General features: G+C 43.4%; 16 protein-coding genes. 6 read left to right on the plus strand and 10 right to left on the minus strand.

The window, feature by feature from the left end; genetic code table 11:
• Positions 1 to 359: 359 nt before the first annotated feature.
• Positions 360 to 1,115: a DedA family protein gene (locus ACVBIO_RS17825; protein ID WP_447160095.1), complete on the minus strand. Its 756-nt coding sequence runs from the start codon at positions 1,113 to 1,115 to the stop codon at positions 360 to 362.
• 525 nt (positions 1,116 to 1,640) lie between these two features.
• On the opposite strand from ACVBIO_RS17825, the gene ACVBIO_RS17830 reads away from it, so the two are divergent.
• Complete coding sequence (locus ACVBIO_RS17830) at positions 1,641 to 2,120, plus strand: DUF2127 domain-containing protein (protein WP_447169333.1); 480 nt, start codon at positions 1,641 to 1,643, stop codon at positions 2,118 to 2,120.
• 103 nt (positions 2,121 to 2,223) lie between these two features.
• On the opposite strand, the gene ACVBIO_RS17835 is transcribed toward ACVBIO_RS17830, so the two are convergent.
• Entirely contained in the window at positions 2,224 to 4,647 is a 2,424-nt protein-coding gene (locus ACVBIO_RS17835) for a PilZ domain-containing protein (protein ID WP_447173132.1), read from the minus strand.
• Between the two features lie 164 nt (positions 4,648 to 4,811).
• On the opposite strand from ACVBIO_RS17835, the gene radA reads away from it, so the two are divergent.
• Positions 4,812 to 6,185, plus strand: coding sequence for a DNA repair protein RadA (gene radA / locus ACVBIO_RS17840; RefSeq protein ID WP_447160092.1), 1,374 nt, complete (start codon positions 4,812 to 4,814; stop codon positions 6,183 to 6,185).
• A gap of 224 nt (positions 6,186 to 6,409) precedes the next feature.
• Here radA and ACVBIO_RS17845 read toward each other — a convergent pair whose 3' ends face one another.
• Positions 6,410 to 6,775: a PilZ domain-containing protein gene (locus tag ACVBIO_RS17845; protein ID WP_447160091.1), complete on the minus strand. Its 366-nt coding sequence runs from the start codon at positions 6,773 to 6,775 to the stop codon at positions 6,410 to 6,412.
• Between the two features lie 175 nt (positions 6,776 to 6,950).
• Positions 6,951 to 7,496 carry a YgjV family protein gene (locus tag ACVBIO_RS17850; RefSeq protein ID WP_447160090.1) on the minus strand — a complete coding sequence of 182 codons (546 nt, stop codon included), beginning with the start codon at positions 7,494 to 7,496 and terminating at the stop codon, positions 6,951 to 6,953.
• Between the two features lie 466 nt (positions 7,497 to 7,962).
• Between ACVBIO_RS17850 and ACVBIO_RS17855 the strand changes: the two genes are divergently transcribed.
• Together ACVBIO_RS17855 and ACVBIO_RS17860 are read left to right on the plus strand one after the other, a co-directional pair.
• Positions 7,963 to 9,204, plus strand: coding sequence for a DEAD/DEAH box helicase (locus ACVBIO_RS17855; protein WP_447163348.1), 1,242 nt, complete (start codon positions 7,963 to 7,965; stop codon positions 9,202 to 9,204).
• 386 nt (positions 9,205 to 9,590) lie between these two features.
• Entirely contained in the window at positions 9,591 to 10,949 is a 1,359-nt protein-coding gene (locus ACVBIO_RS17860; protein WP_447160088.1) for an NCS2 family permease, read from the plus strand.
• 143 nt (positions 10,950 to 11,092) lie between these two features.
• Here the strand turns inward: ACVBIO_RS17860 and ACVBIO_RS17865 are convergent, their stop codons facing one another.
• From ACVBIO_RS17865 to ACVBIO_RS17880, 4 genes are all read right to left on the minus strand, one after another.
• Complete coding sequence (locus ACVBIO_RS17865; RefSeq protein WP_447173133.1) at positions 11,093 to 12,841, minus strand: GNAT family N-acyltransferase; 1,749 nt, start codon at positions 12,839 to 12,841, stop codon at positions 11,093 to 11,095.
• 46 nt (positions 12,842 to 12,887) lie between these two features.
• Positions 12,888 to 13,772 (minus strand): UDP-2,3-diacylglucosamine diphosphatase, encoded by an 885-nt coding sequence (locus ACVBIO_RS17870; RefSeq protein WP_447160086.1) that lies wholly within the window; start codon positions 13,770 to 13,772, stop codon positions 12,888 to 12,890.
• A 158-nt stretch (positions 13,773 to 13,930) separates the two neighbouring features.
• Entirely contained in the window at positions 13,931 to 15,286 is a 1,356-nt protein-coding gene (locus ACVBIO_RS17875; RefSeq protein WP_447160085.1) for a YjiH family protein, read from the minus strand.
• Positions 15,287 to 15,643: 357 nt separating this feature from the next.
• The gene (locus ACVBIO_RS17880; protein ID WP_447160084.1) at positions 15,644 to 17,188 is read right to left on the minus strand and encodes a methyl-accepting chemotaxis protein; all 1,545 of its coding nucleotides are present in this window, start codon (positions 17,186 to 17,188) and stop codon (positions 15,644 to 15,646) included.
• A gap of 414 nt (positions 17,189 to 17,602) precedes the next feature.
• On the opposite strand from ACVBIO_RS17880, the gene ACVBIO_RS17885 reads away from it, so the two are divergent.
• The gene (locus ACVBIO_RS17885; RefSeq protein ID WP_447160083.1) at positions 17,603 to 18,238 is read left to right on the plus strand and encodes a DUF998 domain-containing protein; all 636 of its coding nucleotides are present in this window, start codon (positions 17,603 to 17,605) and stop codon (positions 18,236 to 18,238) included.
• Between the two features lie 33 nt (positions 18,239 to 18,271).
• Here the strand turns inward: ACVBIO_RS17885 and ACVBIO_RS17890 are convergent, their stop codons facing one another.
• The gene (locus ACVBIO_RS17890; RefSeq protein ID WP_447160082.1) at positions 18,272 to 19,129 is read right to left on the minus strand and encodes a U32 family peptidase; all 858 of its coding nucleotides are present in this window, start codon (positions 19,127 to 19,129) and stop codon (positions 18,272 to 18,274) included.
• A gap of 9 nt (positions 19,130 to 19,138) precedes the next feature.
• Positions 19,139 to 20,140: a ubiquinone anaerobic biosynthesis protein UbiU gene (ubiU, locus tag ACVBIO_RS17895; protein ID WP_447160081.1), complete on the minus strand. Its 1,002-nt coding sequence runs from the start codon at positions 20,138 to 20,140 to the stop codon at positions 19,139 to 19,141.
• Between the two features lie 132 nt (positions 20,141 to 20,272).
• On the opposite strand from ubiU, the gene ubiT reads away from it, so the two are divergent.
• On the plus strand, positions 20,273 to 20,785 hold the full coding sequence (ubiT, locus tag ACVBIO_RS17900; RefSeq protein WP_447160080.1) for a ubiquinone anaerobic biosynthesis accessory factor UbiT: 513 nt from the start codon (positions 20,273 to 20,275) through the stop codon (positions 20,783 to 20,785).
• The last annotated feature ends 134 nt before the right edge of the window (positions 20,786 to 20,919 follow it).

Consider the following 20,919-nt stretch of genomic DNA (forward strand, 5'->3'; position numbering starts at 1 on the left):
AGATTGCTACTTAGATTGCTACTTAGATTGCTACTTAGATTGCTACTTAGATTGCTACTTAGATTGCTACTTAGATTAGTACTTAGAATTAGTACTTAGATTGCTACTTAGATTAGTACTTAGATTGCTACTTAGATTAGTACTTAGATTAGTACTTAGATTAGCACTTAGGATTAGTACTTATTAGATTAGCACTTATTAGATTAGTACTTAGATTGGTATTTAAATATCAAGCAGCTCCCTTTTGGGAGCTGTTTACATCAGTGCGCTTTGGCTGCTTATAAGGCAAATAATAACAATCTGCCTCCTGCGAAGGCGGACTCAGTCACACCTATGTTAAAGTTTATCGGGCAACGGGGTTATTCGACCGGGTTTTTCAACAAAGATGATTTTTTTGCCATTACCGTTTCTTGGATCTTTTCGTGGATTTTTTCTTGAAGCACGTCTGTCACTACTGACTTTTTAGCGCGTCTTTTCTTAATTAAAAAGCTGCTTAATAGACTGATGATTGCAACGCCTAAGGTAATCATAGGGGCGATAATGAGCGCCATAGTTACAAATCTCGCTATATTCTCAGGTAGATAAGATAGTGAGTAGCCAAAGCCCAATAATAGTGCACTCCAAATTGCAGCGCTTAGCCATGCAAAGTAATGAAAGTGAGACACCTTTTTAATGTGCAGCCCCATCATTAACGGCAGTAAAGGGCGAACGACAGGAATAAATCGCGCGGTAAATAGGGCTAATAAACCATGCTTATTAAGCAAGTTATCTACCGTTTTCATGCGCTTTTCTGGGACGGCATCTATCCAGCGTTGAATTTTTGGTAGTTTATGTAGCCATCGACCTTGAATGAAGGCGACCCAGCTTCCCGTTGCGCCAGCGACAACTAATGCGGCAAACGCCATTGGCAGGCTAATAATGCCAGCAGCAGCCAAGCTGCCTGACAGGATCACTACGCTGTCACAGGGCATAGGGGCTGCAGGAAGCAATGCGCTTTCTAGCCAAATTAAGGTGAATATACAGAGGTATATCATGGCAGCACTGCCAGGGCTTTGCAGTAAAGCGAAGTCTTGCTGCCAAAGGGCAGTGATGACTGAGACAAATGAATCTAGCATTGTCGGTGTTCCTAAATGGGCCAAGTACTCAAGGCGGCAGCCAATTATTGCAATCGTTAGAGTAGGTTACTTAGAGTGGTTCATTAAGATTACTCTGTAAAGTGACTGACGAAAATGATTTTCAAAAGTGACTTAAGTGTATTACTAGTGTGGCGTTTTAGCGGACGATAAGGGTGGAGTTTTCTCCAGTCTTTATGCGCAACTCGCCTGAGTTAGCACTATACATCAGGATGTAATGGCGCAAATTAACTATTCAGCTTCATTAATAAAAATACATCTTCAGTTCATTGTTAATTAATCATTAGTGATTAATTGTTCTATTTTTATAAGAATAGAGTGATAAAAGGTTGGTTTTAACCTGCACTGGCGAGGTGTGAGTGAATTATCATTCATCCGCCACAAAAGGCACTAAAATGGCGTAAGATTACAGTCTAATTTTCTATTATCCATGACCGCTAGTCCTTAATAACTGGCATTTATTCATCATCAGTACTTAGGGTCATTAGGTCACCAAGAAAGGTTACTATGTCATCAAGAACAGTCACTATGTCGTCAAAAAAGAAGGGGCTAAAAGCTGTCGCGCTACTTGAAGCCTCAAAAGGCCTGTTATCGGTACTGGTTGTATTTGGGCTGCATACATTAGCCGGGGACAATATTCAGCATTTTGTTGAGGCGCTGCTCAGCCACTCTCACTTAAATCCTGCCAATCATTTAGTACAAGAGGCCATTAGCGAGGCGGGCAAGGTGACTGCAAGTAATATTAGTTTGGTTATGGCCGGCGCTTTATTGTATGGGGCTGTGCGATTTATTGAAGCCTATGGCTTGTGGCACAGTTTAGTGTGGACAGAGTGGTTTGCCTTGCTTAGCGGCGGGATCTATCTACCATTTGAGGCCTACGAGATGTTCACTAAACCCAGTTTATTAACCGCTGCAGTTTTAGTCATTAATCTTGTGGTTGTGGGTTACATGTACCGAGTGATTAAGCCTAAAAGCTTGATATCGTAAGGTTAGAATTGGGTGCACTTAAACAAATGCACCTGAAATAAGATGCACTTGGAATAAGGTGCACCTGAAATAAGATACATTTGGATTGAGATGAAACTGGAGGTTAACTTTCAGCGCTCAGCTCTGGGAACCGCAGTAACACTTCTTGAGTGATATCTAAAAGCTCACCTACGCCTATGATGTTCCATAGTTGTTGTTCGAGTTTCTTGCCCTTGTGAGGGGCGTGAATCGCAATATATTCCAGTTCGCGACGTATGTAGTTTAAGTCGGGTTTCCCCGTGGCTCCGCGGTAAACTCGCAGTGCTAAAAACTCGCCTAGATGTTGGCTGCGCTGAATAAAGCTAAGCTGCTGCGCGTATTGAGGCATATCACTATCGCTAAGGCAGCGGACTTTAATCTGTCCTTGAGACATACGTGAGATCTGCACCAGGACTTCAAAATGAGATAAACCATGCTGAGGCTTCATCGTGCGAATAGGCGTAATAAAGTCACGTCTTAATTTACCGTCATTTAGCAGCGGCGCTAAATCATAGGCGAGTGTATTGTCGCTTTGAGAGGCAAACAGGTTAGCAATATGGTTTTGCTGTTTACCTATCCCTAATGTCGAGATATAAGCCGACTTCACCGTGCGCTCAAGATAAAAGGGGACAGAGACCAGATTGCGCATGATGATATTTTTCATCCCATCGGCCAGCTCTTTCACATTTTGGTTATTTTCGGTGATTTTTTGCAGTTTGTCCCGATTGTGCTCAATCAAGCGGTTTAAAAACTCCACGCCGACATGAGGTGTATGGCCAACTTGCGCTGCTAGGTGCAAGGTGATGCCGTTTTTACGAGTACGGATCAGTCGATAAGGAAGTGATGCTAAAGATGTCTTGCCGGCCAGAGGTTGTAGCTTAGGAAAGCTGATTAAAATAGGCTCATCCAGATTGAAGTTTACAGGCTTTATGATGCTAAGTTTCATACCCCGGCTTGAAATGTCATCGGTACTTGCCACCACATTCAGCTTGCCTTGGCTAAGCAGTGCAGCGGTTTTAAAGGCAAAGCGTGACTCATTACGTCGTTCGCTAAATTGCAGTGAGATAAGTTTAATGGTGTGCGCAGATATTTTCTTTTGCCCAAAGATTTTTAACTCATTAACATTAGCTTGGTTATCTGTGTCTTGGTTGATTTTTGCCCAGCTCTGATATAATTCACTCGCCTTACTGGGCGTCATATCAATGATCTGTAATACATGGCTAAAAGCACTCAGTTGCGTTTCTGTTAGCGCTGAGTAGCGCCCTTCATCGCCGGGTAAAATACTGGCTTTATAAGATTGTTGATGATCGATAGTTTGTTTGCTGACTTTAAATATTTTAAAGCTAGGCTTAGTCGCCGCAAAACTTAAAAATAGCGCTAACAGACCACGAGAATTAAGCTCTGCCAAGCTCGCTGAATAAAAGAATTTAGCGCCTTGTACAGTGAAGGTGAAGCAGAAGAACTGGCTATGCTGGTTATCATCAGCCGAATCTATAATGCGCTTTAGTCTATCTGGCGTGAGAAAGCTGCTTAGTTGGCTAATGTCCTCTTCATCTTTGAAATATTCGCTAATGGCCTGGTTATCACGGCTCAATAGTTTATGGCTGAGTACCAATTGCGAGTCGAGATTAGCCTCTGGGTTTGCCTTCGTTGCAACAAATAACGGCAGATGGGGTAGGTGCGGTAGATAATGACGCTCAAAGCCAAGCCCTTTAGTGGTCGTTAATACGTCATTAACATCGACTTTGTAACGGAACTTATAGACTCGGATCAGCTTTTCTAGCATATCGGCTAAGGCATCTGTGCCTGATAGCCGTTTCAGTCTAAGCCAGCTGTACTCTTGATTGTGCTCTACGTCGACAATTTGATAGTCCACGCCTTGTTGCAGATCTTGATGATAGTACTCGTCGCTTAGCTCAAGCAGCTTAACCCGAATAGGCATATTGGTTTGTAGGCTATGTTTTGCCTTCAGGCGAATGCGTGCGCCGCCCACAGAGAGATCGACAGTAATACCATCAAGATTGAGGTGGCCTTGAGTCACATTGATGCGCATGCTGTAGTTCATCCGCTCTTCACTGCGGGCAAAGTAGCTGCCTAATACCACACCATCGGCGACAAACGGCGATGAATTTACAACGGGCTCATTTTGACCCGATCGTCGCTGTTTAGTAATTCGTTGTTTATGGCTATCAATGACTTGCTCATACACTCCTAAGGTGTACTGTTCGCGATAAAGAGCGAGGGCTTCTAAAAAGCTTTCTTTCGCTGGCGCATCGAGATAGTGCTGCTGCTGTGCAAAACTAAATATTTCACATTCGAGTTCAGTTTTATTGCGTAAGTCGATTTTTCGAGTACAACTGGAGGCGAGTCTATTGAGCTCCATTTTGAGCAAAAAGCGTGTTGAATTGGTTTCATCAACAGTAAGCTGTTCGAACAGTTCTGAGAATTCCGGTTCCATTAATAGGGGTTTTAACTGCTCAACAAGTGCTTTGTGCAAATCTAAAGTCATTAATCACTTCTTTTGGGATGCTAAAAAGACCAATGGCTGGTAGGCTCATGGACCAATATTTGAGGGGAATATTCTCTATTCCCGCTATCTTAAATAAGTATCGGCCAATATTGGCGTTACTTTACTGATTTTATACGATCTAAAAATGCGATCTAAAAAGAGTTATGGCAAAGAATAAAACAGCTTACGTATGTAATGAGTGCGGTCAAGATTTCCCTCGTTGGCAAGGACAGTGTAGCGCTTGTCAGGAGTGGAATACCATTAGTGAACTTAAAATTTCTGCATCTAAGCCTGCGCGTAGCAGCGTCTCTGGTTATGCGGGCTCTGTTGGCGGTGGTTCAAAGAAGCTAAAAGAGATTGAAGAGTTTGAAGCGCAGAAGATGCTGACCGGTATTGGTGAGCTCGATCGTGTGTTATGCGGCGGTTTAACCACAGGCTCAGTTAATATTATTTCTGGCGATCCGGGAGCCGGTAAAACCACGATTTTGTCGGATTTAGTCTCGCGTATGTCGCAGTTAATGCCGTCACTTTACTGCACTGCCGAAGAGTCATTATCTCAGTTTAAAAACCGTGTTAATCGTCTTAAGTTAGATTGCAATGAAGACAATTTATATTTAATGGCTGAAACCAGCGTTGAAGCCATTATTGCAGAGCTTGAAGAGAAAAAAATTAAGTTTGCGGTTATCGATTCAATTCAAGCAGTGGTTACCGATTTAGCCAACGGGAGTCCAGGCTCACCGTCACAGGTTAAAAGTAGCGCTCAAGCGCTAACTCAGTATTGTAAGCAAAATAACGTGACCATGTTTTTAGTCGCGCACGTCAATAAGAATAATGAAACCGCCGGCCCACAGACACTGATCCATATCGTCGATTGTTTAACGCATATCGAGTGTAACGACGGACAGATCCGCACACTGAGAGCGAATAAAAACCGTTTTGGTGATGTGGATACCGTCGGTATTTTTAAAATGACCGAGCGCGGTATGATAAGTGTTGATAATCCAAGTGAGATTTTTCTTTCAGGCTCAACTACCGAGTCGCCAGGGGCTGCTATCACCTGCATCCGTAAAGGCAATCGAAATCTGTTACTTGAAATCCAGTGCTTAACGACAGAAACTGAAGCTGAGTTTCCACAGCGAGTTTGTGTCGGTTTGAATATGAACCGCATTAAGATGCTGACAGGGATCTTGCGTAAACATACTAAGACTAAAATTTTCCACGATACCTATTTTAACTTGGTAGGTGGCCTTAAAATTGATGAGTCAGAAACCTGTATTGATCTGGCTTTGGTGACGGCTTTACTCAGTAGTTTGAATGACTTTGTTGTCCCGCGAACGACCTGCATTATGGGGGAGCTCAGTTTAAACGGCGACGTTCGCCCCATTGATAGCGGTGTACCAAGGGTTAAAGAGGCGGTTCAACATGGCTTTACAGAAATCTATATTCCATTTCGTAATTACCATAAATCAATGGAAGGTTCTGGCGCTAAGATTATTCCGGTGAAGACTATCCATGAACTGCTTGAGCTGATTAATTAGCGGGGCTGATTTTTTGAGTAGCGGATTTTGATTAGCGTATTTGAGTAGAGTATTTTGGCTGAGTCTTTGCCCCAGTACTAAAACATTAAAGTACTAGTACGTTAAACTACTAAAATAAAAAACAGCAAAAAAACGCCGCATGATTTGCGGTGTTTTAGGTATGAAAGTCAGTATCTTGCCTTGTCGTGGCTGGAGTGTAGAGTCGCTGGATTACGGATTACGGATTACGGATTATTTGGCACGAATAATCGTTCTAATTCTCTATCTAATAATGCGGCATCACCAAGGTTGAGCTCAAGCAACCGTCGTAGATGGCTAATGCTCTCAACATCAATGTGCTTGCAAGCTAGCCCAAGCTGTTGGTTTTCTTGGTGCACTATCTGCACTTGCATCTGCAATGTGATTTCAGAGTCAGGAATTAAAATCTCGAGTTTCGCGCACTTTATATTCGGCTCCCACTGGGTTGGCTGCTCGATGAGGGCGCCATTAAGGCTAATATCTAATAGCTTGGTTCCCCAGCTGCAATCATGGCTAATGAGCTTAACATCTGTGGTAAATAGTAACCGCGAAAATAACCGTCTTTCATCCATATCGATCCTTGACCCTTTAGCATATTGAGTTGCTGCGACGCGAATATTGCTATGTTTGTATTCATGATCTATGGGCGTAATCATAAGCTACAAGATTATTCTTGTACAAATTTGTCGCCAACAAACTTGCGGACACTAAGCGTTAGCGTTTTTAAATACTCGTGAGTTAACGTATTTAAGCCGTTTGCTCACTGCGATATTGAGGTTGTCTATGGGGTAATAAGCCGTGTGTTAAAATCGCTACGGTCACTAGCTGGTATAACATTCCAGACCAAGACAAAAGATACACAGAAAGCGTTAAGTTAAGCAGGTTGCTAAGTAAAATAGCACAGCGTAATTTTGTACCGCTTGAATAAAATAGCGCAAAACTCATCATTACAGCGCTGGCAACAGTGCACCATTCGCTCCAGTGTTCGGCCCATATAACGCCTTGTAGAATCGCAATGCTTGAAAACAGCACAGGCAGAATCATCTTAAAGTAACTATCCCGGCTTGAGCTATGTCGACACGTCGCAAAGCGCACAGCATTAACAAGTTGATTGAGCATGCCCAATGTGCTGCCAAGTAACCCTAAGTGGATTGCTGTGAGACCAGATGCGATGAGGCTGCCTGATAGCAATTGTTGATCATTTTTTTGAGAGTTGGCCCACCAACCAATGGCCATTGAAATAAAACCTAAAGCTTGGACCCAAAGTAACCCTTGATGTGATAATTCGAACACTAAACTGCAAAACCTAAAAGACATTAAAAAACGGATTGCTATTGTCGTTTTTTTGCGCAGGGAAACTGTGATCTCAAGTGGCTTACTCGGATTTATCGGTGCAGTTTTATAGCGACTTGTGAGCCAGATCGCTTAAAATCTGTTCAGGCTAAACCTGTCATATTCAAATAGGACGTTAATTGATAGCTTATCAATAAGCGGCAAAGGTAAAATAGCGGACTCACTTTTGCTCGATAGCTAATATGGGCTTTCGGTGTAACGGCTTGAAGTCGCAATTTGAGGCTAGCTTTTCGGTCTTAGGCCGATGGCGTTCATTGAGCACAATTGTTTTAGAATGCAATAGCACTTGTAAGTGCAAGTCGCCACCTACGAGAAATTGTTTGCTATGTTTAATGCTCTGGCTTGTTTCAACACTGAGAAGCCTGCAGCACTGTAATATTTATGTTTTAAATCAAGGAATACCGACGTGTCATTTTCATCTCTGCCTTTAAGTGAAAAACTGCTTAGTGTGATAGCACAAAAAGGTTACCTGCAGCCAACAGCCATCCAGGCTGAGGCTATTCCTGCTATTTTGGCTGGCCATGACATAATGGCAAGTGCCCAGACTGGGACCGGAAAAACCGCGGCGTTTACCTTGCCTTTACTGCAGCGCTTAATCGATAAAGCCTCCAGCGAGGAACAGAGTATAGTCAAACAGGCCTCGGTGCTGGTATTGGCGCCAACTCGTGAACTTGCGGTGCAGGTTAATACCAACGTTAGTCAGTATGCGGTTAATACCGATATTACTAGCATGGTGATATATGGCGGTGTGAGTATTGATGCCCAGGCGACAAAACTTGCAGCAGGTGTAGATGTTATTGTCGCGACTCCCGGGCGATTACTGGATCATGTGCGCCGTGGGACACTCAATTTATCCGGTATCGAATACTTGGTATTTGATGAAGCTGATCGCATGTTAGACATGGGATTTATGGATGAAATTAATGCGATTTTAAAGCAACTGCCAGCCAAGCGTCAGACTCTATTATTTTCAGCCACTTTTAGCTCGGCCATTTTTGACTTGAGTAAAAAGTTACTCCAAAAGCCGATTAGAATAGAGGTCGATAAAGCCAATAGTGCCGCAAGTAGTATCGAGCAAGTGGTTTTCGCTGTTGATAGTGAACGTAAAACAGAGCTTTTGTGCCATCTGATTAATAAGAACGCGTGGCAACAGGTGCTGATCTTTAGCCGTAAAAAGCAAACGGCTGACCTTATCGCGCAAAAAATGATAGCGGCAGGGATTGAGGCTAAGGCGTTTCATGGTGACTTAGGCCAAGGCGCCCGCGAGCAAGTACTTAATGACTTTAAACAAGGTAAGGTTAAAGCGCTGGTGGCAACCGATGTGGCAGCCCGTGGCTTGGATATTGTTGAGTTAAAGGTCGTTGTTAATTATGAAATTCCATTTGTGGCAGAAGACTATGTCCACCGTATTGGCCGTACCGGCCGTGCGGGAAACACCGGTAAAGCGATAACCCTCTACAGTGAAGATGATGCCTTACTGCTTGAAGAGGTGGAGTCTGTATTAGATAAACGCTTGCCGCAGCAATGGTTAGAAGGGTTTGAGCCCGACTTAACTAAGCTTGAGCCTATTACGCGCAAGAACAGTAAAGCCGCTCAGCGCCAAAGAGCAAAGAAGCGTGCGTTAGGCGCTAATAAACGTCGCCGATAAGCAGTCGTGCTATTTGGCATGAATGAGTAACACTAACAATTAAGTCTTTAGTGTTACTTTTTACCTTTTAGCGCCCTCGACCTGAAAAGCCTTCATATGAATCGCGATTGGCATATTTTTTGTTGATACGAATCAAAAATCTTCTTTGTGAACTATTTCCCCGTTGTTGATTGCTGTAAACTCCGCGCCAACAACGGCTGTGTTGGTAAAAGTAAATTTTACCAGGCATATTGCTCGCAGGTCACTTTGTGTAAATATTCGTTTTAATATACATAAGGTGGATCTCTCACCCGACATTTTTAGTCGGGGCTCTTCCTGCCATAGCCAAGTGGCCAATTGAACTCAATTGGTTAACCCTATTTAAGAGATCAAAAGGTATCACTACTATGAAGTCTGAACAGACTCTTGCAAGCTCTGCTACTCCTACCGATTCTGTCTTGGATCGCTATTTCAAAATATCAGCCCGTGGAAGCACATTAAGACGTGAAGTGATCGCGGGCTTAACGACGTTTCTTGCTATGGTGTATTCGGTGATTGTCGTACCGAATATGTTAGGTGCTGCGGGATTCGACACTGGTGCAGTATTTATCGCCACCTGTTTAATTGCGGCATTTGGTTCCTTGCTAATGGGCTTGTGGGCAAACCTGCCAATGGCTATCGGCTGCGCAATTTCACTGACGGCATTTACCGCCTTTAGCATGGTGCTTGGCCAGGGGATCTCAATCCCGGTCACGTTGGGCGCTATCTTCTTGATGGGTATCGTGTTCACTCTTGTGAGTGTCACAGGTGTTCGTCAGTGGGTACTGACTAATCTGCCTAAGGGCATTGCTCACGGTACAGGCATTGGTATCGGCTTATTCTTATTGCTGATTGCCACCAACAGCGTGCAATTGATTGTTGCCAACGATACAGGTTTACCTGTTGCGCTAGGTGATATCCATAGTCTCCCCGTTATCGCGACCATTATCGGTCTGGCAGCAACCATAGGCCTTGAGCGCCGCGGCATGCCGGGCGGTATTTTGTTGGTGATTATTGCACTGTCGGTATTTGGATTAGTATTCGACCCAAGTGTTAAGTATCAAGGGCTTTTTGCTTTTCCTGATCTGATGTCTGATGAGTCGCTTATCGGCCAGCTTGATATCATGGGTGCATTAAATCCAGTCGTGTTACCGATTGTTCTGGCATTGGTGATGACCGCTATTTTTGATGCAACAGGTACCATTCGCGCCGTAGCTGGCCAAGCTGAGCTGCTGGATGACAAAGACAATATTATTGGTGGCGGTAAGGCGTTAACCTCTGATTCTGTAAGCAGTATCTTTGCAGGTGCCGTTGGCGGCGCTCCAGCGGCTGTTTATATCGAGTCTGCTGCGGGTACCGCAGCTGGCGGCAAGACGGGTTTAACGGCCACGATTGTAGGTGTGTTATTTCTGCTGATGATGTTTCTTGCACCATTAAGCTACTTAGTACCGGCATACGCAACAGCGCCAGCGCTAATGTATGTGGGACTATTGATGTTAAGTAACGTGACTAAGCTTGATTTTAACGACAAAGTCGATGCTATGGCCGGATTAACCTGTGCGGTATTTATCATTCTTAGTTGTAACATTGTGACAGGTATTATGCTGGGTTTTGTGACCTTAGTTATTGGCCGACTATGTAGTGGTGAATGGCGTCAAATAAAGCCGGGCGTACTGGCTATTACCGTTGGTTTAGTGGCATTTTATATGGGCGGCTGGGCTATCTAGCTTAAACGAAATAGAGTTAACCTCCATATTAACAGACGTCAAAAAGCCAGTCCTTGTTGACTGGCTTTTTTGTCTCTTGTTAGCCCCACAGAGTTAAATTAGTGGGTTAAGTTCACAGGCTAAATTAGTCGCTAAGTTAAGACTCATTTTATCTCATCGCCAAGTTGTAACTCTGGTCGGTGGCAATCCAAGTAGCGACTACGTTTCTTAGCGGTAAGTTTGTGAGTGTCAACTAACACTAAGCCATCGATACAATCACCAAATTCGACATCAATGCCAAAATCGAGAAACGTTACCCCACCTTGAGTGCACAGCTCACCATATTGTTTAAAAAGTGTTGGAATGGCACTGTCCATGCTTGCCATTGTTAGCTTTAGTTGTTTAAAGCCCTCTGTGTAGTCTAAATGAGAGTAGCCTTGTTCAAGCTCTATTTCGCGGTTTACACCAAAAGTAAATGGGCTGTAGGAGTGAGCGAGTGCTTGCTCGCAGGCAAACTGGGTTTTATAAAAATGGATCAGACGCTCTTTGGCGCGCTCCGGAATTTGATCGCTCAAGGAGACCGGTCCAAATAGATAGCGGTATTGTGGATTACGAACTAAAAATGCGCCAATGCCAAACCATAGGTAATCTAAGCTACGCTTACCCCAATATTTAGGCTGCACAAAACTGCGACCAAGCTCTAATCCTTGCTCAAAGTAGGGCGCGAAATTATCGTGATAATTAAATAGAGACTGACTGTATAGGGCATCTTCCCCTTGCAGTTGATGCACCTCTTTAGCGCCGGCAAAACGATAGGAACCTACGATTTCGAGTACACTCGGATCCCACAAGACTAAGTGCTGATAATAGGCATCGTATTTGTCGGTATCACGGCGCTTACCACTGCCTTCGCCAACGGCACGAAAGGCGATTTCTCTAAGGCGGCCAATTTCACGCATAATTGGACTGCTTTGTTTATGTTGATACAGATAGATTTTTTTATTGTCTTGAGTTTCACCGAGCAGCTCACATTGATGTAATGCCGCCACCAGTTCTGCACGTGGTTCAGGATGGGCGATGGCATTTTGAGTGCTAAACAAAGGGCTACGGTTTTTGCCTATGCGATAGAGGTGGTTTTTCAGGAGTTTCACTTTGGTTTTTAACGGAAAGTCGGTGCTGTTTACGACTTCTTTGGGGATTAGCTCGCCGATACGAATGGGCATGGTTTTCTTAGCTTGCTTAAACATCTCTTTGATCAAGAGTAAGCTTGCTAACGGTTTGTAGATCATTGATGCGCCGTAAAAAACAGCCGAATTTTTAGCATCAGCATACATGGGCAATAATGGCGCTTGGCAAGCTTTGGCTATTTTAACAAAGCCAGAATGCCAGTGAAGATCCACTACACCACGGGGGCGTAAGCGTGACACTTCACCTGAGGGGAAAATTAATACCGCTCCCTCATTTTTAAGGTGTTGATGGATATTATCTAGATGTAGCTTTGGGGTTCCGCCCGTCATATTGCGTACTGGAAGCAGTATCGAATGCATGGGTTCGAGTGCCATTAATAACTCGTTGGCAACCACTTTAATATCGGGTCTGACCTTGCTGATGAGCTTTATCATGGCAAGGGCATCGAGGGATCCAATAGGGTGGTTGGCATAAATCACTACGCGACCTTCATGGGGGATATTTTCAATCTCGCTGTTTGGTACAGAGTAATTAAAGTTAAAGCTGGCAAGTACTTGCTCAACAAAGTCCACCCCTGTTAAATAAGAAAACTGTGTAGCGATAGCGTTACACTCTTTTTCGTTTAATAGGTAGCGCAGCATGGCTTTAGTCGGTGTTGATAACCAGGGGGTTTTATTAATTTTTGGCAGCTTTTGTTCTACTACATTGTCGACGGTAAATATCATGAGTTCACCTAAATTGAGTTCACTTGATTAACTTCGCTTAACTGGCTTAAGCAACACGCTGCTGGGTAGCGGCTTTCTGGTTATCGTCAAAAGAGTAAGACTGGATCAGTTCAGCCTCTGCAGTGGTTTCATTCCATTTCAGTAGTTGAATGTCGCCTTGTAGGGATTCAGCTATTAAGGTGCAGTTCTCCACCCAATCACCATCATTGGCGTAAAGGAGCTGCTGGTTGATGCACAGGGCAGGTTGGTGAATATGACCACAAATAACACCATCGACACGCTTGCGTTTAGCGTAGCGCACAACTGCAGCCTGATAGTCGTTAATGGCTTGCTGGGCTTTATTGATACGTAGCTTGACGTAACTGGCTAAGGACCAGTATGGGTAGCCAAACCACGTGCGGAGCTTGTGTAGCCCACGGTTTAGAAGCAGTAAGAGGTCATATAGGTGATCGCCCAGCTTTGCGTAAGCGCGGCCTATGCAAACTTCTGAGTCAAACTGATCGCCGTGCAGCATAAGCAACTTTCGGCCAGTAACTCCGGTGTGGATATATTCGGCCGCAATGGATAAATCCCAAAGGTGAAAACCATTATATGGCTTTAATACTTCATCGTGGTTACCTGGAATATAAACAATGTTGACCCCATCTCTAGCCATTTTAAGCAGTTGTTGCAGCACGAGATTATGGGATTCAGGCCAATAAACCCGTCGCTTCAATGCCCAAATATCAAAGATATCGCCAACAAGGTATAAAGACTCAGTCTGCATGTGTTTAAGTAACTGTAAAAGGTACTCAGCTTTACAGTCTTTGCTGCCTAAGTGCACATCAGATAACCATACGGCATTGAAACTCGGCTGAGTCGTTACGGGGGGGATCGGGCTGATTGATGAGGTGGAGGTTAAGCGTGTTTTTTCTCTGGGCTTATTGCTCATTGGCTTGCCATGTAAACGATGACTTGCAGTTAGACTAGAACGGCTTATTGACTGGTTGATGAACGATTTGTGGCGAATTTATGACAAGAATTGGCTACGGTGTGAAGCACAAAAAAAGGAGCGATAATTCGCTCCTTTTTTACTTAATGTCGTGAGAGTTAGAAAATAAGGTGAGCCACACCTGCAATAACAGGTAGCGTCACTAATGTTCTAAGAATGAACACGACAAACAACTCAAGGAAGTTGACCGGAATTTTACTACCAATCAATAATGCACCCACTTCACTCATGTAGATAAGCTGAGTCACAGACAAGGTTGCGATAATAAAGCGCGTCATATCTGATTCAATAGAACTGGCTAAAATTGCAGGGATAAACATATCTGCAAAGCCAACCATAATCGTCTTTGACGCGGCTGTTGCTTCAGGAACTTGTAATAGCTCAAGCAGTGGAATGAAAGGCATTCCTAAGTATTCAAAAATTGGGGTGAATTCGGCAATCATTAAGGCGATAGTACCAATGCCCATTACCACAGGGATCACGCCAAAAATCATATCAACGACGTTCTTCACGCCATCAATCAAAGTGTGCTTAACACCGCCAGCTTGAGACGCTTTATTAAGTGCCTGATGCAAACCCCAAGTAAATACGTTATAGCCTTCAGGGATCATTTCATCATCAGAGTGACGAGGCGTCTCATCAATATAGATGTCTTTCTTCCAAGAAAGTGGTGGCAGTTTAGGTACCACTATCGCGGCAACAAAACCGGCAAGACACACCGTGAGGTAGAAAGGGACGAACAAATGCTCCAATTGAACCTGAGAGATCACAACGAGAGAGAAGGTGATTGAAACCGCTGAGAAAGTGGTACCAATCACAGCCGCTTCTCTTTGGGTATAGAAGCGAGCCTCATATTGCTTGGTGGTCATCAAGATCCCGACGCTACCGTCGCCTAACCATGACGCCAGACAGTCGATAGCACTACGACCTGGTAGGTTAAAGATAGGGCGCATAACCTTGGTTAACATGGTGCCCAATAACTCAAGAAGACCAAAGTTCAGAAGTAGTGGCAGCAACATACCTGCAAATAAGAATACTGAAAAAAGCACAGGTAATAGGTCATTTAGAACCAGCGCCCCGGTTCCGCCTGAGCGTATGGCCTCAGGGCCAACACCAAAGAAGGTTAGCGTGATAAAGATTGCGCCAAGTAAACGCACCACTAACCAGATAGGGCTGACGTTAAATAACGAGTTAAGAAAACGATGTTTAACAATAAATTGTGGCTGAAACACTTTGGTCAGAAGCGAAGCAATCGCTGTGAAGATAACCACAAATGTCACCATTGCAACGATTACACCGCTCAATAGATTCTGTAATCCTTTCGAGATGATCGCGATAGGGATCGTGAGGGCATCTTGATAACTGATTGGCATCATAAACAGCAATAGACCAATCAAAGATGGCACGATAAATGTGAGTATTGTTTTAATATTGTGGGTTTGTTTTTCTGACACTTTAATTAACACCCTAAATAACGAGATTTTGCTTAATGACAATAAACAGACGTCTATGCATAAACAGATAAGTTATTGAATATCCATTCAACTGTTAGTTGGCGAGCGAACCGCCATAAAATATCTTAATAACACCATTCTATTATTATGTAGTGTAATTCACTACGGGCGAATAGTTATTAGCTCAATATGATTATTTATATTGTATCGGAAGTTTGCAAAAAAGCACAAAACTTTTTTGCGGTTAACTCTTTTTAAAACAAATGTTTGCAAATGATGCGCAGATGTTGATTTGTCGTGTGCCGTTTTCGCCGTCACGTTTATTTTGTGACGGCAAAATGGGCTTTTGCAGAAGGTTTAACTAAATGTTTTTCTCAAAGATTTTGCTTTTTCTGCATTGAACTTTAACTCTTTAACAGAGGCCTCAACTAGATTAACCGCGCATAGGTTTTCACTCGATGCCTGGCTAATTTGAGTGATATTTTGGTTAATCTCACCAACAACTAAGGTTTGTTGCTCGGCCGCAACCGCATTTTGTACCGCTAAAGCTTGAATTTCTTTCATTGATTGATAGATGGTATCGATTTTATTAGCAGATTTTTCGGCATCTTCGCTGCATAATAATGCTTTAGATTTACTGTTATCCATCTGCTTTGACCATTCGGTTAGCATGGAAAACATTTTATCGACGCTTTTCGATATGCTGGTCGTTGATTGCTGAGTGCGACTCGATAGCGCTCTGACTTCATCGGCAACCACTGCAAACCCTCGACCTTGATCTCCGGCGCGGGCGGCTTCGATTGCCGCATTAAGTGCGAGCAAGTTAGTTTGTTCTGCAATGGAGTCAATTTCAGACATCGCACTGGCAACGCGTTCAGCTTCTTTATTTAATAGGTGGGCATTTTCTGCTGCTTGAGTAACAGAGTTTGAAAGGTGATTAATGCTGACGGCATTTTGCTGCATCATTTCGCGGCTATCGTGACAGACTTGATAGGTTTGCTGAATGCTTTCAGAAGTTGATTGGGTATTTTTAGCGACTTCGCTAATTGTCGATCCCATCTCTTCGGTGGCACTGGCAATAAGTTCTATCTGCTGGTTCTCAAGATTTAGACCTACATGGGTTTGCTGTGCCGCAGCTATTAGCTGGCTCGCAATATCTTCAATATGCTCGGCATTGTCTTGTGAACGACCAAGCACGCCTTGTAGCTTGGCATCTTTCATCATAAGTTGAAAATCGAGTAAAGATGAAGTGTCACGACCACAATAGATAAAGCGGCTGATAGAGTCGTACTCTTGTTTCATCTTCATTAATCTTGCAGGTACTTTAAACGCCTCGTCATAAAAAATGGCTAGGTTGACGGCCATTAAGATGATGCCTGCAATGATGACCGCCCAGCCCCATATTGCACCGGCAATCAATAGCCCTGTACTTGCACAGATTGCTGAGAGCAATCTCTTATTGGCTAAGCTGATGGGGTCATCGACACGTTTACCTTGATTGAGACGCTGGTAGATTTCTGTGGCTTTATTGGTGAGTTGGGGGCTTGCCGCCATGCGAACCGATTGATAGCCGATGAGCTGACCTTTTTCAAATAAGGGCGAAACAAATGCATCGACCCAATAGTATCGACCATCTTTACAGCGGTTTTTAACCACGCCGCGCCAGGATATACCTGCTTCTAATTTCCCCCACATCTCTTTAAATGCTGCTTTGGGCATGTCTGGATGACGAACCATATTATGATTGTTGCCGATAAGCTCTGTTTCACTAAAGCCTGACACTTCAATAAACCTTTGGTTTACGTAGGTGATAACACCGCGTCTATCAGTGGTCGATATGAGTTGATCTGTCGGGGTTAACTTAACTTCCTGATTGATAAGGCTTACCTGTTTTCTTGTCATTATTATTCCGAGTGACAGCAAAAAGCATCGCAATTCCACAGCAATGCATTAACACAATGTTGTAGGGTATCTCATTAATACACTTGTTTAAATTGTCGGATGTAATTTTTTGTATATCTTTTTGAATAACAAGTTTGTTGACTGATTTAAGCTAACTTTTTGGGTTTAAAATCTTTTTATCCTATGATTTTTGGATTGTTTTTAGCAAAGAGCTTGATATTCTGTTTCACAGGCTATAAAAATAACAAATGCGTTACATTTCTGTGTCATAAATGTTTATTAAAACTCTGAGCTAGACCTCGTTACAGTAAGCCAATTCGATATACATTAATAAACGTTAATAAAGAGGTTAATTAGGTAACTATGCTCGTTAATAAATACAATAAAGTGTCAAGGTTAGCGTTTAGGTTTGGCATGCTGGGTATTTTTGGCCAAGTACTAGGCCTAGTGCTATCTATTGTGATGTTCGAGCACTTTGACGGTCAGGGATATAGCTTTTTAAACCACACATTGAGTGAGCTAGGCAGTTATGGACACTCTCGTTATGCCGTTATCGTCAATGGTGGGCTGTTTTTTGGTGGCCTGTGTGTAGTGCTATTTTGCTTACTGAGCCTGCAACTTGGCGACTCAGTTTGGCGTTACCCTTTTTTCATTAGTCTTGGGCTGACCTATTTAGCCTTTGCTGCGACAGGTCTTTTTCCGATTAATGTCTACCACCTACATATTATCGCGATCAAATACTTCTTTATTTTTGGCTGCTGTAGTCTGGTGTCTTACATCGGTTTTCAATTGATGGCGAAAGAGGCTAGATTCTCTATTTTGACCCAGATAAGTGCATTGGTTGCATTTGTGTCTATGAGTGCATTTCTGTTACTGCCTCTACTTAGCTTGGATTTAACAGAAGGTGATGGCGCATTTTATAATGAGATGCTACTCGCTCCCTTTCGCCCTGAAATGTGGTGGCCCGCCGTCGTGCAATGGATTGGCGTAGCCACCTTCTTAACCTGGAGTGCCTTGGTGATTAAGGATCTGAAAAAAACCTTTCATTAGCACTATGGGGTTAACTCATTTTCAAATTGTTGCTTATAGCGCTGGAACTTGGCTAAATCCGGCTGATTGATGCCAATAGCCGTTACAAGATGAGTCCTTATCCGCTATTGGTTGCAGCAAGATATTTTCTGCGATTTCTATGCTCTTTAGACTATGTGGCGATACTCTAAAATAGTCGACTCCCATCTGTTTCATCTGCTCAACTTCATTGGATAGATCAATTAAGCTTGCTGATTGGGTTTGAATACCGTTAAGCCGAAGCAGAGGTTGATCATCCATGGTTTGTGCGAGTAACCCTTTAGAGTGGGACAAACACACGATTTGGCAATCATCTTTTTGCAGTCCCAACTGGCGAGCGGTAAAGCATCGTGCAGAGTGAGCCAGTGGCAAATAGCCATGACCAAAGACTTCCACTTCAAAAGGGATAGGCTTTTCCGTTTCGATAACGTTGGTTAACCACTCTTTAGACAGTTCAATCGGCATCACAAAACGTTGCATGCCCCATTGATGCAGTTTCTTTAGCGTTGCAAAGTTATAGTTGTTGACGGTTGGACCACAAACAAAGGGTAAGTTACGCTCTTTGGCTGCTTGCACCGCTCCCATGTCATTGGCTTCGATAATAAACTCACCATTATCGACATGTTTTTGTAGCTCGGTATATTCAGATGGCGCCTCGAGCAGCGCAAGCGTTGAAAGTACCACTTGTTTGCCAGACTCTCTGAGCATTTGAGCTAATGCTAAATAATCTGCAAACTTAAGCTGTCGACGGCGACTACATACGGTTTCGCCTAAATAAATTAAAGGGATATTACTTTGTGCAACCTGCTGATAAAAAGCATTAACTTTTTCTTTTTCCCAGCAATATTGCAGTGGTCCGAGTGACGTTTTCATCATTAATCCTTATTGCCAGTTACGCTCATAAGCGCCAAGAGTAGTGGTTTGCCCCTCAGATACTTTTGCTAGCGCCTGATCCCAAGACTGCTGCGTTTGGTACTTTTCAGGTGCAGACATATAGCTGTCGATAGCTGCGCGCCACACCTTAGTGACTTGCTCAACATAAGCTGGGCTACGCTGGCGTCCCTCAATTTTAAGCGATACCACATTGGCTTTAGCCAGCTCTGGCAGCAAGCTTAAAGTGTTAAGGCTGGTGGGCGATTCAAGAATATGACTTGGCTTACTGTTTTCAGCTGTGGTGTAACGGCCCTTACAAACAACCGGATAGCCCATCTGCTCATCTAAACCTGATTTATCGATTAATACATCGTTTAGCAATGTCAGCCGATCACTGCCAGACTCCTGCCAACGTACGTGCTTAGCGGGTGAACATGAGCCGCCAGTGTTGGGCGATTGTCCTGTGACGTAAGAAGATAGGTGGCAACGGCCTTCGGCCATAATGCACAGGCTGCCAAAGGCGAACACTTCTAAATCGACGGGTGTCACTTTGGCAAGATCGCGTACTTGCTTCATTGAAAGCACTCGCGGCAATACCGCACGTTCAATATTAAACTCTTCTTTATACAGCTTCAGTGCACCTAAATTAGTTGCACTAGCTTGTACCGATAGATGCAAAGGAAGGTGAGGGTAGCGACTGTGTGCATAATCGAGTAACGATAAATCAGCCATGATTAACGCATCGACACCGGTGTCAGCAGCAAGATCAATCGCTTGATACCAGCGACTTTCTTCACCAGGCTTGGGAAAGGTATTGATGGTTAAAAATATCTTTTTGCCACATTTCTTAGTGTATTCGGCGGCTTGCTGTAACTTCTTAGGTGTAAAGTTCAATCCGGCAAACGAGCGCGCATTGGTGTCGTCTTTCAGGCCCAGGTAGACCGCATCTGCACCTGAGTTTAGGGCGGTTTTCAGTGAAGCGAGATTTCCCGCGGGGCACAGCAGTTCCATGTAGTTGCTCCAAAAATAATGAAACAGGAGTTTAAAAGGGAATGAAGATCAAATTTTTGATGTAAAACAGGTTTGTGATCATAAAATCTAGGTAATATTCCTTTCTTTGCCACATTTTGGATACATTTTTACATGCAAGGTTTTCTTCCTCATAAGTTAGCGCAACAAATACTCGAAATTGGGCCTAAAGTTATTGCTCGCCCATTAGCCATTGTGCCGTTTGCGATGAAGGCTGAGCTACTAAAACGCATCTTAGGTTTATTACTTTCAGAGCAAGCTGAAGACGATGAATTGAGCTTTTTAGCGGGCCGTTGGGTTGCGATTAATATTGAAGATTTAGGGTTAACTTTCGAAGTGACGTTTGATGAATGTTGGCATGTACGACCGCAACAAGATGCTGAAGTGACGTTTACTGGTCAATCTAAAGAGCTGTTATTAATCGCGGCGGCTAAGGAAGATCCAGATACACTGTTTTTCCAACGTAAGCTTTGCATTGAAGGCGATACCGAGCTTGGGCTCGAGGTGAAAAACTTACTGTTAAGTGTTGAGTTTGATGCTATGCCTGCTGCCATTAGAGTGACAATTGAAAAGTTGGCGCAGGCGCTACAAACTTTACAGGCCAAAGCACAGCCGAGCTTTGCATAAATGACTCACTTTTTAGCGCTCATTCGTTAGCGCTATTTGTTAGGGCTCTTTGTTTGAACTTATTCATTTAAAACTGTTTAAGTTTATTTGTTTGAGTTTATTTGTTTGAGGCGATTTATTAGAGCCGATAAACC

Source organism: Shewanella sp. 0m-8 (assembly GCF_052977265.1).

Excerpts from the sequence above, each read along its gene's own strand:
- ACVBIO_RS17870 (WP_447160086.1), bottom strand. The coding sequence starts at position 13,772 with ATGAGCAATAAGCCCAGAGAAAAAACACGCTTAACCTCCACCTCATCA.
- ubiU (WP_447160081.1), bottom strand. The coding sequence starts at position 20,140 with ATGGAACTGCTGTGCCCCGCGGGAAATCTCGCTTCACTGAAAACCGCC.
- ACVBIO_RS17880 (WP_447160084.1), bottom strand. The coding sequence starts at position 17,188 with ATGACAAGAAAACAGGTAAGCCTTATCAATCAGGAAGTTAAGTTAACC.
- ACVBIO_RS17865 (WP_447173133.1), bottom strand. The coding sequence starts at position 12,841 with ATGATATTTACCGTCGACAATGTAGTAGAACAAAAGCTGCCAAAAATT.
- ACVBIO_RS17830 (WP_447169333.1), top strand. The coding sequence starts at position 1,641 with ATGTCATCAAGAACAGTCACTATGTCGTCAAAAAAGAAGGGGCTAAAA.
- ubiT (WP_447160080.1), top strand. The coding sequence starts at position 20,273 with ATGCAAGGTTTTCTTCCTCATAAGTTAGCGCAACAAATACTCGAAATT.
- ACVBIO_RS17825 (WP_447160095.1), bottom strand. The coding sequence starts at position 1,115 with ATGCTAGATTCATTTGTCTCAGTCATCACTGCCCTTTGGCAGCAAGAC.
- ACVBIO_RS17845 (WP_447160091.1), bottom strand. The coding sequence starts at position 6,775 with ATGGATGAAAGACGGTTATTTTCGCGGTTACTATTTACCACAGATGTT.
- ACVBIO_RS17835 (WP_447173132.1), bottom strand. The coding sequence starts at position 4,647 with ATGACTTTAGATTTGCACAAAGCACTTGTTGAGCAGTTAAAACCCCTA.
- ACVBIO_RS17885 (WP_447160083.1), top strand. The coding sequence starts at position 17,603 with ATGCTGGGTATTTTTGGCCAAGTACTAGGCCTAGTGCTATCTATTGTG.
- ACVBIO_RS17890 (WP_447160082.1), bottom strand. The coding sequence starts at position 19,129 with ATGAAAACGTCACTCGGACCACTGCAATATTGCTGGGAAAAAGAAAAA.
- ACVBIO_RS17860 (WP_447160088.1), top strand. The coding sequence starts at position 9,591 with ATGAAGTCTGAACAGACTCTTGCAAGCTCTGCTACTCCTACCGATTCT.
- radA (WP_447160092.1), top strand. The coding sequence starts at position 4,812 with ATGGCAAAGAATAAAACAGCTTACGTATGTAATGAGTGCGGTCAAGAT.